Annotated in this window: 16 protein-coding genes; 10 read left to right on the top strand and 6 right to left on the bottom strand. The window is 64.3% G+C overall.

Features of this window, described 5'->3' with window-relative positions:
* The first annotated feature begins 34 nt into the window (after positions 1-34).
* Positions 35-793 (top strand): DUF4239 domain-containing protein, encoded by a 759-nt coding sequence (locus WDX12_RS22115; RefSeq protein WP_434722004.1) that lies wholly within the window; start codon positions 35-37, stop codon positions 791-793.
* A 2-nt stretch (positions 794-795) separates the two neighbouring features.
* Here the strand turns inward: WDX12_RS22115 and WDX12_RS22120 are convergent, their stop codons facing one another.
* The gene (locus tag WDX12_RS22120) at positions 796-2,043 is read right to left on the bottom strand and encodes a glycosyltransferase (protein WP_434722005.1); all 1,248 of its coding nucleotides are present in this window, start codon (positions 2,041-2,043) and stop codon (positions 796-798) included.
* A 246-nt stretch (positions 2,044-2,289) separates the two neighbouring features.
* Positions 2,290-3,819 carry a DUF2778 domain-containing protein gene (locus tag WDX12_RS22125; protein WP_434722006.1) on the bottom strand — a complete coding sequence of 510 codons (1,530 nt, stop codon included), beginning with the start codon at positions 3,817-3,819 and terminating at the stop codon, positions 2,290-2,292.
* A 577-nt stretch (positions 3,820-4,396) separates the two neighbouring features.
* Here WDX12_RS22125 and WDX12_RS22130 point away from each other — a divergent pair.
* The 3 genes from WDX12_RS22130 to WDX12_RS22140 all read left to right on the top strand — a co-directional run bounded on the left by WDX12_RS22130 (position 4,397) and on the right by WDX12_RS22140 (position 7,000).
* Complete coding sequence (locus WDX12_RS22130) at positions 4,397-5,917, top strand: multicopper oxidase family protein (protein ID WP_434722007.1); 1,521 nt, start codon at positions 4,397-4,399, stop codon at positions 5,915-5,917.
* Positions 5,914-6,477 (top strand): cytochrome c, encoded by a 564-nt coding sequence (locus tag WDX12_RS22135; protein ID WP_434722008.1) that lies wholly within the window; start codon positions 5,914-5,916, stop codon positions 6,475-6,477. The genes WDX12_RS22130 and WDX12_RS22135 overlap by 4 nt, the downstream gene beginning before the upstream one ends.
* Before the next feature lie 100 nt (positions 6,478-6,577).
* The gene (locus WDX12_RS22140; RefSeq protein WP_434722009.1) at positions 6,578-7,000 is read left to right on the top strand and encodes a hypothetical protein; all 423 of its coding nucleotides are present in this window, start codon (positions 6,578-6,580) and stop codon (positions 6,998-7,000) included.
* A gap of 130 nt (positions 7,001-7,130) precedes the next feature.
* Here the strand turns inward: WDX12_RS22140 and WDX12_RS22145 are convergent, their stop codons facing one another.
* Positions 7,131-7,541 (bottom strand): DUF2127 domain-containing protein, encoded by a 411-nt coding sequence (locus tag WDX12_RS22145; protein ID WP_434722010.1) that lies wholly within the window; start codon positions 7,539-7,541, stop codon positions 7,131-7,133.
* A 176-nt stretch (positions 7,542-7,717) separates the two neighbouring features.
* Here WDX12_RS22145 and WDX12_RS22150 point away from each other — a divergent pair, with 176 nt between their 5' ends.
* From WDX12_RS22150 to WDX12_RS22165, 4 genes are all read left to right on the top strand, one after another.
* Positions 7,718-8,194: a phosphatase PAP2 family protein gene (locus tag WDX12_RS22150; RefSeq protein WP_434722011.1), complete on the top strand. Its 477-nt coding sequence runs from the start codon at positions 7,718-7,720 to the stop codon at positions 8,192-8,194.
* 95 nt (positions 8,195-8,289) lie between these two features.
* The gene (locus tag WDX12_RS22155) at positions 8,290-8,514 is read left to right on the top strand and encodes a hypothetical protein (RefSeq protein ID WP_434722012.1); all 225 of its coding nucleotides are present in this window, start codon (positions 8,290-8,292) and stop codon (positions 8,512-8,514) included.
* 108 nt (positions 8,515-8,622) lie between these two features.
* On the top strand, positions 8,623-8,769 hold the full coding sequence (locus tag WDX12_RS22160) for a hypothetical protein (RefSeq protein ID WP_434722013.1): 147 nt from the start codon (positions 8,623-8,625) through the stop codon (positions 8,767-8,769).
* 591 nt (positions 8,770-9,360) lie between these two features.
* Complete coding sequence (locus WDX12_RS22165; protein ID WP_434722014.1) at positions 9,361-9,501, top strand: hypothetical protein; 141 nt, start codon at positions 9,361-9,363, stop codon at positions 9,499-9,501.
* Positions 9,502-9,633: 132 nt separating this feature from the next.
* On the opposite strand, the gene WDX12_RS22170 is transcribed toward WDX12_RS22165, so the two are convergent.
* Positions 9,634-10,050 (bottom strand): winged helix-turn-helix transcriptional regulator, encoded by a 417-nt coding sequence (locus WDX12_RS22170; RefSeq protein WP_434722015.1) that lies wholly within the window; start codon positions 10,048-10,050, stop codon positions 9,634-9,636.
* Between the two features lie 100 nt (positions 10,051-10,150).
* On the opposite strand from WDX12_RS22170, the gene WDX12_RS22175 reads away from it, so the two are divergent.
* Positions 10,151-10,738, top strand: coding sequence for a dihydrofolate reductase family protein (locus tag WDX12_RS22175; RefSeq protein WP_434722016.1), 588 nt, complete (start codon positions 10,151-10,153; stop codon positions 10,736-10,738).
* A 52-nt stretch (positions 10,739-10,790) separates the two neighbouring features.
* Here the strand turns inward: WDX12_RS22175 and WDX12_RS22180 are convergent, their stop codons facing one another.
* Both WDX12_RS22180 and WDX12_RS22185 read right to left on the bottom strand, forming a co-directional pair.
* Positions 10,791-11,042 carry a hypothetical protein gene (locus tag WDX12_RS22180; protein WP_434722017.1) on the bottom strand — a complete coding sequence of 84 codons (252 nt, stop codon included), beginning with the start codon at positions 11,040-11,042 and terminating at the stop codon, positions 10,791-10,793.
* 151 nt (positions 11,043-11,193) lie between these two features.
* Positions 11,194-12,402, bottom strand: coding sequence for a cytochrome-c peroxidase (locus WDX12_RS22185; protein ID WP_434725691.1), 1,209 nt, complete (start codon positions 12,400-12,402; stop codon positions 11,194-11,196).
* 263 nt (positions 12,403-12,665) lie between these two features.
* Here WDX12_RS22185 and WDX12_RS22190 point away from each other — a divergent pair, with 263 nt between their 5' ends.
* The gene (locus WDX12_RS22190) at positions 12,666-14,198 is read left to right on the top strand and encodes an acid phosphatase (RefSeq protein ID WP_434722018.1); all 1,533 of its coding nucleotides are present in this window, start codon (positions 12,666-12,668) and stop codon (positions 14,196-14,198) included.
* The last annotated feature ends 33 nt before the right edge of the window (positions 14,199-14,231 follow it).

Consider the following 14,231-nt stretch of genomic DNA (forward strand, 5'->3'; position numbering starts at 1 on the left):
TGGCAAGCGTCGTGCCTCGGCTACAATGTCAGCTATGGGCGAAGTGCTTGTAGGGATAGCGATTTTTGGGTGCCTGGCCGGGGCCTCGCTGGTCAGCTTGATGATGCATGAGCGATTCCCCGCCCACCACCTTCGGGACGACACCAGCGCGGTGGTACGGCTTGCCGCGAACCTTTTCGTGGTGATGTCCTCGCTTATGCTCGGCCTGATGATCAACTCGGCCAAGAACACGTTTGAGTCCATCAACGGCAACGTACACACTTTCGCCACCGAGATCATTCTGCTCGACCGAACGCTCCGGCATTACGGGCCGGAGGCCGACAGCGCCCGGCAGTCGCTTGCCGCCTATGTCCAACGCGTCGTCGACACCTCCACCGCCGACAGCGACACAACCGTCGTCCCGAACAGGCTGTCGGAACTGCTGCTCAATCAGGTCGGAGACATCCTGGCGGGATTGGCGCCCGCGGATGCCAGGCAGACTGCCGCGCAACAGGCCGCGATGCAGCAACTCCAGAAGCTGATCGAGCAGCGCTGGATACTGGCCGAGCAGTCCGAGGGCGCGATCCCTACGCCACTGATCGCGCTGCTCGTGGCATGGCTGACGCTTATCTTCGCCAGCTTCGGCTTCAGGGCGCCGAACAATGGCACCATCGTCTTCACATGCCTCATTTCCGGAGCGCTGGTGGCGGCGGCGGTCTATTTGATCATCGATATGGACAGTCCCTTCTCAGGCCCGATCCAGGTCTCGCCAGCGCCCCTGCAAAGGGCGCTGGCGGAACTGACGGCACAATGAGGTCACCGGCTGGATTGCCCCACCAATTCAATCAGCCGCCGCGCCGCCGCCTCGGCGCCGTCGGTGCGGATCATGCCGGCCACTGCCGCTGCACGAGCGCCGGTCTCGGCCGCCAAGGCCACCTCCAGCGCCGCCGACAACGACTCCATCGTCGGTGCCGGACCGTCATGCGCGGCGCCTATCCCCAGTTCGGCCGCCCGCTTCGCCCAATAGGGCTGGTCGCCGATCTGCGGCACGATCACCTGCGACGCTCCCGCCCGCGCCGCGGCAACGGTCGTTCCGGCGCCGCCATGGTGGATGACGGCGGCGACGCGGCCGAACAGCGCCTGCTGGTTGACCTCGCCGACGGCGAAGCAGTCGCCGCCATCGTCGATGCGGCCGAGCCCGGCCCAGCCATGCGCGATGACCGCGCGAAGGCCATTGGCGCGGATCGCTTCGATGGCCGCGCGGCCGGCCTCGCTCGCGACCGATATCGAGCCGAAGCCGACATAGACCGGCGGCGGTCCGGCGGCGAGGAATGCTTCGAGATCATCGGGGAGGGCCCGTTCGTCCGGCAGGATGAAGGCGCCGGTCTGAGCGGCATCGATCAGGTCCGAGCCCGGCCAAGGCCCCAATGTCGGGTCGCAGGCGAGCAGGACCCTGTTGCCATAGACATAGTCCCGGACATTTTCCACCGGGGGCAGTCCGAGCGACGCGCGCTGGCCGTTGATCGCCTCGCCGAAGAGGGCGTTCTTGGTCCGGACATCCATCTCCCACAGCAGCCGGTTGTCGGTCACGCCGGGCGGCAACGGATGGCTTGGATATTCATGCGGCCGGTTGTGCGGCGACGGCAGCCAGATGGGACAGAACGTGCCGAGCATGTAGCGCATGCCGCGTTGCTCAGCGAGCATCCGCGCGGCGGCGCAGGATGGGAACAGACCGAACGCCACCACGGCGTCGCAGCCTTCGGCGGCCGCGCCGAGCGCCTCATATTGCCTGGCGACGATCTCGGCCGCCTGGCCGGCAATGAGCCTGGCCCGGTCTTCGGGCGACGCCGATCGCGACCGATTGATCATTTCCTTCGCCCATTCGCGCACAGGCGAGAAGGCCGGGGCCAGCGGCACGCCGGCGCGGGCCAGGAGGGCGGCAAACTCCGTGTCGCCCGGCGCGCTCACTTTGGCCTCGACGCCGTGCGCCTGCAACGCCGCGCCGAGCGCCGCCAGCGGCTCGACATCGCCGCGCGAGCCGTAAGTCGATAACAAGATCCGCATTCCATGCTCCGTTATGGTTTTTCGGAGCAGCGTTGATACGCCTTGGCCGGGGGCTTGCCGCAAGCCCGGGCTGCGCCATATCTATATCCTGGGAAGGGTCGTTATCGCTTCCTCATGCGAGGCAGCGATTGTTGCCATGGCTTGAAGCGACGGCAAACACCCGGGCGCGTCTTGGCGCCAGGCCCTTCGGATCAGCAAGTGGGGATCGATAACAGCCGGCGACCAGCGCGCCGGCTTATGTAAGGCTTAACCCTGGCGGCCTTCCTGGGCGACCCGGGTGGGGGAGCTTGTCAGGCGAGGGACCACGACAAGGCGCTTGATCTTGCCGTTTTTGTAGGCGGCGAGGAAGCGGTGATAGTCCTTGAAGACGACGCAGCCGTTCGACTCGGCGCGCCCGCCGCGCAGCATGTAGGTGTGGGCGAGCAGGCCGTTGCGGCCATATTTGTTGCTGCCGCTGGTCGGCGTCAGCCGGATCGCCTCGACGCCATGGAAGCGCGATTCACGCATCGACAGATTGTAGGTGTCGGGCGGCGTCGGGCCGACATTCTTCTTGTTGACGAAGCGTGGCTGGTCGACCATCGAGCCCAATCCCGAATGCGCCTCCAGCCTGGAGCCGTCCGGCATGTAGACCGTCTTGGCCGAGATATCGTAGACGGCGACGCCATTGCCCGTCGAGGGTCCGTTGAAAAGGTTGCGGAACGCACTGCCTAGCCCGCCGCGCTCCGGCGTATCCGGCTTGGCATAGGCGAGCATTTCTGACGCCTGCGCCTTGCGCTTGCTGGACTTTGAGTCGGCCACGACCGGCTTCGAGCCGGCTACGCCCGGTAGGGCCTGGTCGCCGCTTCTCGGCGAGACGGCCGTCGGTGCGCTTTGCGCGGTGTCGGCTGCGGCCGGCTGCGGCTTGGCCTTGGCGGCCTGCGGCTTCGAGGGTTCGGGTTTCTGCGGCTTGGCCGCGTTCTGTTCGGGCGTGTCGGTGGCGCGTTCGAGCGTCGTGCGTGGCCGAAGGCCGGGCACGGCAATCGCGTCGGGCAGATCGTCCTGCGGCGGCAGCGAGGCGACCTGGTATTCGCCGTCCTGGCCCTTTTCCGTATTCTCGGCAACATCGGGCGCATCGCTGTTTTGCAGCGCGACGGCAGTCGGGACGTCCGCCGTATCTTCAGGCGCGATGTTGGCAAGCGCCAGCGCCAAGTCGGAAGCGCCGCCGATTTCGGCCGGCTGCGAACCGAAGCGGGCTTCGATCGGGGCGTTCGGCTGCGCGCCGCCGAAGCGGCTCGCCGAAGGCAGGCTGGCGAGCAGGAACGGCGCCTTCTCGGCGCGGGCAAAGGCATCGGCAAGCTTTTGCGGCGAAAGCGCCGCGCGCTTCACCACGCCGTCGAAACGGTCGGCGGCTCCGGCCGCCGAAGCCACCACCACGACCTTTTCCTGCGCGACGCTGTCCGGCGACGGCAACTTGAGGCGCGCCATCTTGCCGTCGAGGCCTTTATTCTTCAGTTTTTCAGCTGCTTGGCTGTCATGTCTGAAGCTTGTCGCGAGGCTGAAGCAGCCTGCGTCGCAGCTGCCGATGAGCGAGCCTGCCTGGTAGCCGCCGTTGCCGGCAAGATGCGGCGCCCAGGCGTTGGCGAGCTGCCGGCGCTGGTCGCCAAGCCCGATGCTACGCCCGGAAAGCAGGCCTTGCGGCAATCCGTTGGAAGCTGCGGTCAGCGAGGTGCTCACCGAATAGAGCCCCGCCAAGGTGGCGACGGACCATAGGGCGAGGGCGGCGCCGATAGCAGGCACCACGACCCAACGATGACCAGACTTTTTCGAAGTTACCTCCCCATGAGGAGCGTCACCCCGGATTTTCAAACGCAAAAACGCCATACGACCACTCTCAATCGGCATGCCGGTTTGCGGACCTGGCACCCGTCACGATCACAGTTCGCTGGTGCCCCCTGCACCTACTCGCGTCTGTTGCCGATTGATTCAAAAGATGGACAAAGTTGGTTAACCAATCCCTCCACCAATCGCCGATTTGGCGACGGTCCATACGAAAAAAGAGCCCTCCATGGTCTTTGCCACGGTAGAAATGCTCTCCCTCACCCGCTTGCTGCCCGTTTTTCCAGCCTCTGTCAAGAAAACGTGAGGGCTGGAACCGCAGCGTCTTCAGCCGGCTAGAGGGCGATTGGGGTTAAAAAACGGCGGCGGGAGCATGTGGCAGGGCTGTCCCGGCATTTTCTTTTGCGCGAAGCCAGACACGGACCTTGGCGTACCTGCCTGCTCGATTTTCGCTTGACCTTCCAGTTGCTGGAACCCGTAGCGTGTTGGAGGGTCGTCCAGGCGGCGCCCTTCCCAAACACGATCGAGGAGACGGAAAATGCACCGACGCGGCTTTCTGATGGCTGGCCTGGCAACGGCTCTGTCGGGTTCTCGCGCGCTGGCGCAGATGAAGATGGACAGCATGTCCGGCATGGACTCGATGCCGGGAATGGGCAGTCATGCGGGCCATGACATGGGCGCCATGGCGCAAGCGCCCGTCACGCTGCCCGAGGGCGAGGGGCTGCGCCAATTGCCGCTGCTTGCCAACGAGGCCGGCCGGCCCGGGCTGTTCCAGGCGAGGCTGACGGCGGAGGCGGCCACGGCGCGCTTCGTCGAGGGCCAGGACACGCCGATCCTTGCCTATAACGGCACGAGCCCGGGGCCGCTGATCGTGGCCTATGAAGGCGACCGCGTCGAGATCACCTTCGCCAACCGGATCGCGGGCGAGCAAAGCACCGTCCACTGGCACGGCATGCCGGTGCCGGCAGACCAGGACGGCAATCCGATGGACCCGGTGGCGGCGGGCGCCGACCGTGTCTACGCCTTCGAACTGCCCGAGGGCTCGGCCGGATCCTACTGGTATCACCCGCATCCGCATGGCCGGACGGCCGAGCAGGTCTATCGCGGCCTTGCCGGCGCCTTCGTCGTCAAGGCCAAAGCCGATCCGATCCCGGCCGCCTATGGCGATACCGTGCTCATGTTCACCGACCTTCGCCTTGCCGCGGACGGCTCGATGCCCGACAACACCATGACCGACCTGATGAACGGCAGGGTCGGCGATCATGTGTTGGTCAACGGCCAGAAGAACCCGAAGCTGGCGATGGCGCGTGGCGCGAAGCGGCGCCTGCGGCTCTACAACGCCACCAATGCGCGCTTCCTCAGGCTCGCTTTCGCCAACGCCGCGATGACCGTGATCGGCAGCGACGGCGGTCTCCTGGAGGCGCCAGTTGTGGCCGAGGAGATATTGCTCAGCCCGGCCGAACGTGTCGAACTGGTCGTCGCCTTCGACCGGTCGGGCACTGCCACCCTCACCACGCTCGACTATGACCGCGGCTGGATGGGTCCTGGCCGGCCCACGGACGCCGGGCTGACGTTGCTGACGGTCGATGTCTCCGACGCGCCGGCCGAGGCGATGCCGCCGCTGCCCGAGCGGTTGAGGCCGATCGCGCCGCTAGGGGCTCCCACGGTCAGCCGCCGCCTCGTATTCACCGAGACCATGGCGATGAACGCCACCGGCATGGAGATGGGCTTCCTGATCAATGGCAAGGCGTTCGACATGGGGCGCGCCGACATCGTCGCCAGGGCCGGCGACACCGAGCTTTGGGAAATCGTCAACCAGGCCGACATGGACCATCCGTTCCATATCCACGGCACCCAGTTCCAGGTGGTCGAACGCGAACGCGACGGCAAGGTCGCCAAGCCGCCTTATCTAGCGTGGAAGGACACGGTCAACGTAGCACGCGGCGAGACGGTGCGGCTCCGCACGCGCCAGGAACGGCCGGGCACGCGCATGTATCACTGCCACATCCTCGAGCATGAGCAGCTCGGCATGATGGGCATTGTCGACGTGCGCGCATGAAGCCGCGTACCGTTCTTGGGGCGGCAATGCTTGCGCTCGCCGGCTCGCTGGCCGCCGCTCCGTCGCCGGCGGGGGATACGAGCCATGCAGTCGTGGCGGCGCGCCAGGCCTCGATGAAGGAAATGGCCGCCGCCTCCAGGGCGCTCGCCGAAATGTTCGACGGCAGGCGCGCCTATGAGCCTGCCGCTTTCAAGGCGGCGGCGGATACGCTCAGTACCCGCGCCGGCGCTGCTTTGATCGCCGAATTCCCGTCGGGCACGCTTGGCGCGCCGTCCGGCGCCAAACCGGAGATCGAACAGGCCCGGCCCGAGTTCGAGGCACTCGCCCGCCATCTCGGTCGGCTCGCCGGCGCGCTCGACGCCAAGGCGAAGTCGGCGCCGGCCGGGATCACCGCCGACATGCGAATGAGCGGTCTACCCATGGATGGCGGCAGCCTGCTCGGCAAGCGGCCGGGTGCGGTCGAAGCCGATCCGGCCAAGCTGCCGGCCGAACATCTCCTGCACCTCATCCTGCAGGATTGCTCGAGCTGCCATTCGAAGTTCCGGCAAAAGCAGCAGTGAGGCTGCCATCGGCAAGCTTCCGCTCTGCACAAGAAAATCAGTTCGTGCTAATATTAAGCAGCCATGCTTTTCCGTGCATGGCAGGTTTAGGGAGGATGCGATGACAACGATGAATCGCAGGTCTGCGATAGCTCTCGGCGTGACGGCCGCGACGGTTGCGCCCCTGTTCGCAACGGCAACATTTGCGAAAACCAAAAAGTACGGTCCGAAGGACGGCAAGGAAATCGCGCCCGGCGTCAGGGTGGTGGAAGTCGGCACCGGCAATTCCGACATTCCCGCCTACAAGAGCATCTCCATTGTCGATGTCGTGTTTCAACCGGGAGCGCACGCGCCTCAAAGCGTGATGGACAACGACATGGTGTGCACGATCACTGCGGGTGCATTCACCATCAAGAAGGTAGACAAGGAGTTCAAGCTCAAGGTGGGTGACATGTACACCTGCTCCAAGGGCAAGACCGACGAGGCGACGAATACGAGCAAGGAGGTCGGCATCCATCGGATCGCCGTCCTGGTGCCCGCGTAAAAAACCGGAGCGGTGCAGTTTTCGACAGAATGGCTGAACCGCTCCAACTATTCGTCTCAGGCAAAATTGATGGCGTCGCGGCTCACCAGGGCCGGTGAAGCATACCGTGAAGACGCGGGTGCCCCGGAGTTCAGCCGGCCATGTGGCGGCGCACTGCTTTCCACTCCTGCCAGATCAGCCACATGACGATCACATCGAATACGGTCAGTGCAAGCAGGCCGGGCGAATGCGTGTAGGAGTAGCGGTAGACCTGATAGGCCATGAAGGCGCCGAGCGCCGCGAGCGAGGCCGGATAGGCCCACAGCTTGCCGCGCAGCAGGCCGATAACCAGCAGAAGCTTAATCAGCCCGTGGCTGAGCAGGTAGAAGGCGTAGAACTCCTTGCTGTCCAGCGAAAACTGGCTCGCCGTCTGCGACAGATAGCCAGCTATGAAATCGTTCGGATCTTCGATCAGCTCTTCCTGGGTGAACATGTTGACCCAGGAGGCGATGGTGTCGGTGGTGACGAGGTAGAGCAGGATGCCGCCGATGCATTCGATCAAGGCATGGGCACCTTTTAGCCATACGCTGACCTCAAAGAGCTGGTGAATGCGATGTTCGTCGGCGGGCTTCAACGATCGACCTCACGATAGGCCAGGGAAATCAAGCTAGAATGGACGTTTCTCTCACGCACTGGATCAATTCAGCTGCCGGCATCAGCCCGCTCCTTGATAGAACAATGATCGCCATCTCACAAATCGGCGTGCCGCTGATGGTGATCGCGGTGGCCCTGCAATGGTGGTCGAGGACCGACCGCGCCCATGTGCGCCATGCCTGCCTGTCCGCCGGCCTTTCCTTCCTCCTCGGGTTGGCGATCAACCAGGTCATCCTGCTGTTCGTCCACCGGATCAGGCCATACGATGCCGGCGTCACGCATCTTTTGATCACGCCCAGCGCCGACTGGTCGTTCCCGTCCGATCACGCGACCGCCAGCATGGCCATCGTCGCCGCCTTCGCCATGCAGGCGCTGCCGCGCCGCACGCTCGCCTTGCTTGTCGTGGCGGTGCTGATCTGCTGGTCGCGGCTGCATATCGGCATCCACTATGCCGGTGACATCGTCGGCGGCGCGGTTACCGGGATTGCTGCCGCGCTGGCCGTACGGCTTTGCTACCGAGAAAATTCACGGCTGGACGCTTTCGCTACTAAAATTCTCTAGAGAGACTGGCTCCGACTCCATCGGCGCATCACAAAAGTGACGCGCTCGCCCCGCTATATGCTAGGCTGGATGCCGTCAAACCAGGGTTCATCGTTATGGATGCCAGCGAATTGCAGGCCATGGGCGATACGCTGATGCGCGTTGTCACCCCCGATATGAAACCGAAAGACTTGCTCAAGGCGGTGCGAAAACTGCATCCGGACGCCAAGAAGAAGGACATCGCCCGCGCGGCCTTCCACGCCATCATCGCCAACGCCGACCAGGATCCTGGCAAGTCGCGCAATCTCCAGGCCTTTGCGCTTGCCGAGCGCACCCAGTAGTCGGAATAAATTGCCGCGAATTGTAGCGTTGGGCTTGCCGGAAACTTAATAAGAGACTTCTAATTTAATGGCTCAGCCGGCAGCTAGCCCCCAACCGGTAATGAGCTCATGACCAAAAACCTCGGCAATGCCAAACCCAGCGCTCCCGCCAAGGAGATAAACCCCTCTCTGTTCAGCAGGGCGGCGCCGGCGCTGTTCCCGTTGGTCGTGGCGGCGCTCGGCTATCTCCTCGGCCGGCATTTCTTGGGCTTTTGACGCGGCCGGCGTTCGGCACGTTCTTCCCAGTCGTCAAAGCGCAACTGGTCCTGTCGGCCATGTCCTTGCAGCTTTGGTCCTAGGGCCTAGGTCGTTCTTGTCCTTGGTCGGGCCCAAGCGCATGTTTATGACAGCCGGCGGCCTCGCAAACTCCGGTCAGGCCCGGCCGCCGAACCCAGTATCACCCCCCAAGGCGACCGGGCCGCAGCCGCGCGGCGAATTCATTCGCGCTCCCGCCCGGCCAAGTGCCAGACCGGGCAATCCGCAAGTCCGCTCAGACGCTTTCGAAATGCGCTGCCGTATCGTATCGCAGACCGAACTCTATATCGAAGTCGAATTCCAATGAGCTGGGCGCAACGGCGTCCCTTCGCCTCCATACTCGTTTTTATTCATCAGGATCCGCAAATATATCGGATATTGGCGAGTACCATTGCACTAAAGACTAATAAGCCCCGCTTTCCGGCAACTCCAGGCGCTCTAGATCGTATTTGGTCGGAGGCAGGAAGTTCTTCGAGCGATGAGCAGGGGCTGTATATGGTAACAAGCGAGCCAGACAGTGTCCGCGTAAAAACCCTCAATGGCCAATGGATAGTGCGTGTCGTCGATGGCGGCAGGCTGACGCAGCAAGTGTTCGACATTCACGCGCAGGCCGAGATATTCGCCGAGGAGGAGCGACTGCGACTGGGATTGCCCGGGGAGCCGCCGGCCGAGGAGCCGGTAGGGCTGCAGTGACACGGACGGCCTCGCTGACAGGCGAGGGGGATTGTTGTCCAATGTTTGATCGATCGGCTCGCGGACAGCCGACGCTGGCGGCCGCCTCGCCGCAGCATTGGACGGCCGGTGCGCCGACAGCACGCCGCCCCGTTACTCCAGATGCTCGGCTTTCAGCTTTTCTTTCATCTGCTCGAGCGCCGGCTGGCCGCCGGCCGCCAGCTCATCCGCTATCCGCGCAAGGTTGTCGTCCGCCTTGCGATATTTGCTGCCCCAGGCGCCCAGTGCCGCCAGCATCGGCAAAAGGTCGATGCCAGCCTCGGTCAGCCGATAGATCGCCTTCAGCCCATGGCTCGGGTCGTCGCTGCGGGTGAGGACGCCTTCGTCGACCAGCGTCTGCAGCCGCTCGGCCAGCGTGCGCGACGAGATGCCTTCGTCGGATTGCAGGAACTCGCGAAAATGCCGTTTCCCGGCAAAGGCCAGGTCGCGGATGATGAGCAGCGTCCAGCGGTCGCCGAGCAATTCGAGCGAGAGGCTGATCGGACAGCCGGACCGTCCCTTGGTCGACATCAGTATGGTTCCATTTTTAAATCACTTTACTATTGACACCATTTCCCGATCTGGGTCAATGGTTCCGAAAGTAAAGCAATTAAGCGCGAGGGAACCGGACATGAAGAAGCTCATCCTGCAGATGCAGATGTCGGTCGACGGTTTTGTCGGCGCCGACGAGGGGCATCACTGGCAGCTCTGGGAATGGGGCGATGACAGCGCCTGGGACGAGGAGCTCAAGCGGGACTTCAACGCCGTCTTTGCTTGTATCGACACCATCCTGTTGAGCCGCAAGATGGCTGAGGAGGGGTATCTGACCCATTGGAGCAACGCGGCGAGGAAATTTCCGAAGGACCCTTTCTACGCCTTCGCGCAGCGCATCGTGGAGGCTGAGAAGGTTGTGGCGAGCGGCAAGCTCGAGGCATCGCGCTGGGAACGCACGCGGCTCGTCAGCGGCGACCTGCCACGCGAGGTCGCTGCGCTGAAGCAAGGCGAGGGCGGCGACATCGCCGTGTTCGGCGGCGCGGGCTTTGCCGCTGCGCTGATCGCCGCCGGGGTGGTCGACGAGTTTCAGCTCTTCATCAATCCGGTGGTTGTGGGCAGCGGCCGCCGCATCTTCGACAAGGGCGGTTTTGGCAGGCTGAAGCTCCTCGGCTCGAAGCCCTATGCCTGCGGCATGGTGGTGAGTCGCTACGCGCCGGCGCACTGAGAGGCAACAACCGAGGCCGCACTGCCTTGAATCAATCCGGCAGCGCGCCTTCTCAACCGCCTGTTTGGTTGTGTCTTTCCCGGATCGGCTGCGAGCCGCCTCCGCTGACCAGCCACAGTTGCGCGCCCGGCCGGCCGGGCCGCGGCCAGGCTGCGTGGTCGTTGCCCACGGCGGCGAACCAGCGGGCTTCGCGCGATGTCAGGCCGATAAGCACCCGGCCGGCATATTCGGCCGGTGCGCCAATACCCGCATCGAACACCGCCCAAGTGCTGCCGGGCGGCTCCTGCACCGCGACGAACCGCATCGGAGACTCCATCTGTGAAGAGATGGGCAACATAGCAGGCGCGACTTGGCGTTCCTATGACGTGGCTCACATTGGCACACATTTACGGTGGATAGACGGCCCCGGCTGCAAGCATGCCGTGCGTCCCCATCAATCGCCTTGGCCGTTTGCCTTACTGCCCCGCCTGGTCGGCGTCGGTCAGCGTGCCGAGGAAGGCGACGATGTCGTCGATCTCGGCGTCGCTCAGCGCCGGCTTGTCGCCGGGCTTTCTACCGTTGAACGGCGGGTCGGTGTTGAGGTTCGGCCAGTAGGCCTTTGGCAGGTCGTCGAATTTGTCGACCGTGCCGTCCGCCATCTTCGGATACCAGCGCGCGGGGTCGCTGTCGCGGCTGGCGTAGAAGGCGACCGCCTCGCGCAACGCGTGGAAATAGCCATTGTGGAAGAAGCTTTTGCGCAAGGCCACGTTGCGCAGGGTCGGCGTCTTGAACAGGCCGCAATATTCGGCGCGGCCCTTGAAATCGGTGCGCAGCGGGCCGCACAGGCCAAGGTCGACATAATTGGGATCGGCGTTGGCGGGAATCGCCGGATTGCGCGGCACGGCGACCGCGATTAGGCCGTAATCGGTGAACTGCGGCGGCTCGCCGTCATTGGCCGGCTCGCTCAAGTGACAGCTTGCGCAATTGCCCTTGGTCTCGTCCTCGAACAGCATGCGGCCGCGCAGCTCCTGTGCGGAAAGCTGCGCCTTGCCGGCGAGGAAGGCGTCGTAGCGGCTGGAATAGGGATAGAAGTCGGCGCTGCTCTGCTCGAAGGTGCCGAGCGCATCCACCGCAGCGTCGAAGGCGTCCTTTGGGTCGTCGAAGACATCGGCGCCGAACGCCGCCTTGAAGGCATCGGCATAGGGCGCCTTGCGCAGGCTGGCGACCACCTCGGCCTCGTCTTTGTTGCCCATCTCGAAGGACGACAGCAGCGGAATCCTCGCCTGGTCCTTGCCATGGTCGGCGCGGCCGTCCCAGGTCAGGCCGCCGGTCGGGCCATTGTCGACGCTTTCGTCGCCTTCGTCCTCGGAGTCGTAAAAATGCTCGGTGAAGGCCGGCGCCGCCTGCAGGTAGCGCAGCGATGGGACAGTGCGGACGCCCGGCTGGTCGAGCTTTGCCCCGCCTATCTCGACCGGCGAAGCCGAGGCCGGTCCGAAGGCGTGGTTGGGATCGTGGCAGGACGAGCAGGCCTGCTTGCCCGAGGCCGAGAGCGAAGGGTCGAAGAACATCTGCCGCCCGAGCGCAGTCAGCGCGTCGGCGCGGGCAAAGGCGTCCTGGCGCGACATGGGGCCGGGATGGACGCCGGAAGGTTCCGCGGTGTTGGCAGGCGCGGTCAAGCCGACCATCGAGGCAGTCAGAAGGGCGATCGTGTGATTTTTCCGTCCCATCGTCTGCGGCGACATCCCTGATTTCCTTCGCCCGATTCCGTTCGCGACGTAAGGATCGAGTGCAACGGATTGATGACCGGCGTATTCGCTCACGAAACCGTGTTCGGCCGGGGCGGAACTGTCACAAAGGTGACAACGCACCGAAGTAGCTGGGCATAGATGCAGGTTGCTTGCCTGCATTGCCGTCCTCCAGCCATTCCCAAGCCACGAGGCATTTCCCGATGACCCGGTCCTTTCTCTCGCTCTGCCTCGCCTCCACGGCGCTGGCATCGCTCTCCATTGCTGCCCACGCGGCTCCTCCCGGCTACGACAAGATCGACACCGTCGTCGTCATCTACGCCGAGAACCGCAGCTTCGATAACCTCTATGGCGGCTTCCCCGGCGCCAACGGCCTGGCCAATGTCTCGCTCGACCAGGCGCGCCAGCTCGACCGCGACGGCAAGCCGCTTTCGGAATTGCCGCCGGCATGGGGCGGACTGACCGGCAAGGGCGTCACCCCGGCGGTGACGGAAGCGCAGAGCGCGCATCTTCCCAATGCCGCTTTCGCGATCGACGACCCCAAGGGCTTCAACGAAAGCACCAACGTCGTCACGCACGACCTCTGGCACCGCTTCTACCAGGAGCAGATGCAGATCGACGGCGGCCGGAACGACAAGTTCGTCGCCTGGGCCGATTCCGGCTCGCTGGTCATGGGCCATTACGACGGCTCGAATCTGCCGATGTGGAACATCGCCAAGAAATACGTGCTGGCGGACAACTTCTTCCAGGGGGCCTTCGGCGGCTCCTTCCTCAACCACTTCATGCTCGCCTGCGCCTGCGCGCCTTACTATCCGAACGCCGACACCAGCCCGGTGAAGGGCCAGATCGCCATCGTCGAGCCGGATGGCGTGACGCTGAAGCCGGCCGACAATTCGCCCGCCTCGGCGCTGGGTGGCGTGCCGAAATTCGCCAATGACGGCGCCATCACGCCCGACTTCTACGCCGTCAACACCATGCAGCCGCCTTACCAGCCGAGCGCCAACAAGCCGGCGGAGGGTGGTGACAAGGCGCTGGCCGATCCGGCGCAGCCGACCACGCTGCCGCCGCAGCACGAGATCACCATCGGTGACCTACTGTCGCTGAAGGGCATTTCCTGGGCCTGGTATTCGGGCGCCTGGCAGGCGGCGCTCGACGGCAAGAACGCGACGCCCGTGCCGAATTTCCAGTTCCACCACCAGCCCTTCAACTATTTCGCGGCCTATGCGCCGGGCACGCCCGCTCGCGCCGAGCACATCAAGGATGGCGGCCTCGACGGCGTCGAGTTCATCAAGGCGATCGACGATGGCAAGCTGCCGGCCGTCACCTTCTACAAGCCGCAGGGCAACCTCAACGAGCACGCCGGCTATGCCGATGTGACCTCTGGCGACCAGCATCTGGCCGACCTCGTCGCGCATCTCGAAAAGAGCCCGCAATGGGCGCATATGCTGGTCGTCGTCACCTATGACGAGAATGGCGGCTTCTGGGACCACGTCGCGCCGCCCAAGGCCGATCGCTGGGGCCCGGGCAACCGCATCCCGGCCTTCATCATCTCGCCCTATGCCAAGATGGGCATGGTCGACCACACGCAGTACGACACCACCTCGATCCTGCGCTTCATCACCAACCGCTACGACCTGCCGGTGCTGCCGGGCATCGTCGCCCGCGACAAGGCGCTGCGCAACAACGACCAGCCGCCGATGGGCGATCTGACGGCGGCGCTCGATCTGACGAAGTAGGCGTTGAACACCCAACGAAAAGGCCCGCCTCGG

It is taken from the genome of Mesorhizobium sp. RIZ17, assembly GCF_051127865.1.
GTDB classification, from domain to species: domain Bacteria; phylum Pseudomonadota; class Alphaproteobacteria; order Rhizobiales; family Rhizobiaceae; genus Mesorhizobium; species Mesorhizobium humile.

What these genes read in the sequence shown, in the direction of transcription:
- WDX12_RS22115 (WP_434722004.1), top strand. Translation starts at nt 35, where the DNA reads ATGGGCGAAGTGCTTGTAGGGATAGCGATTTTTGGGTGCCTGGCCGGG.
- WDX12_RS22120 (WP_434722005.1), bottom strand. Translation starts at nt 2,043, where the DNA reads ATGCGGATCTTGTTATCGACTTACGGCTCGCGCGGCGATGTCGAGCCG.
- WDX12_RS22130 (WP_434722007.1), top strand. Translation starts at nt 4,397, where the DNA reads ATGCACCGACGCGGCTTTCTGATGGCTGGCCTGGCAACGGCTCTGTCG.
- WDX12_RS22135 (WP_434722008.1), top strand. Translation starts at nt 5,914, where the DNA reads ATGAAGCCGCGTACCGTTCTTGGGGCGGCAATGCTTGCGCTCGCCGGC.
- WDX12_RS22140 (WP_434722009.1), top strand. Translation starts at nt 6,578, where the DNA reads ATGACAACGATGAATCGCAGGTCTGCGATAGCTCTCGGCGTGACGGCC.
- WDX12_RS22150 (WP_434722011.1), top strand. Translation starts at nt 7,718, where the DNA reads ATGATCGCCATCTCACAAATCGGCGTGCCGCTGATGGTGATCGCGGTG.
- WDX12_RS22155 (WP_434722012.1), top strand. Translation starts at nt 8,290, where the DNA reads ATGGATGCCAGCGAATTGCAGGCCATGGGCGATACGCTGATGCGCGTT.
- WDX12_RS22160 (WP_434722013.1), top strand. Translation starts at nt 8,623, where the DNA reads ATGACCAAAAACCTCGGCAATGCCAAACCCAGCGCTCCCGCCAAGGAG.
- WDX12_RS22170 (WP_434722015.1), bottom strand. Translation starts at nt 10,050, where the DNA reads ATGTCGACCAAGGGACGGTCCGGCTGTCCGATCAGCCTCTCGCTCGAA.
- WDX12_RS22175 (WP_434722016.1), top strand. Translation starts at nt 10,151, where the DNA reads ATGAAGAAGCTCATCCTGCAGATGCAGATGTCGGTCGACGGTTTTGTC.
- WDX12_RS22180 (WP_434722017.1), bottom strand. Translation starts at nt 11,042, where the DNA reads ATGCGGTTCGTCGCGGTGCAGGAGCCGCCCGGCAGCACTTGGGCGGTG.
- WDX12_RS22185 (WP_434725691.1), bottom strand. Translation starts at nt 12,402, where the DNA reads ATGGTCGGCTTGACCGCGCCTGCCAACACCGCGGAACCTTCCGGCGTC.
- WDX12_RS22190 (WP_434722018.1), top strand. Translation starts at nt 12,666, where the DNA reads ATGACCCGGTCCTTTCTCTCGCTCTGCCTCGCCTCCACGGCGCTGGCA.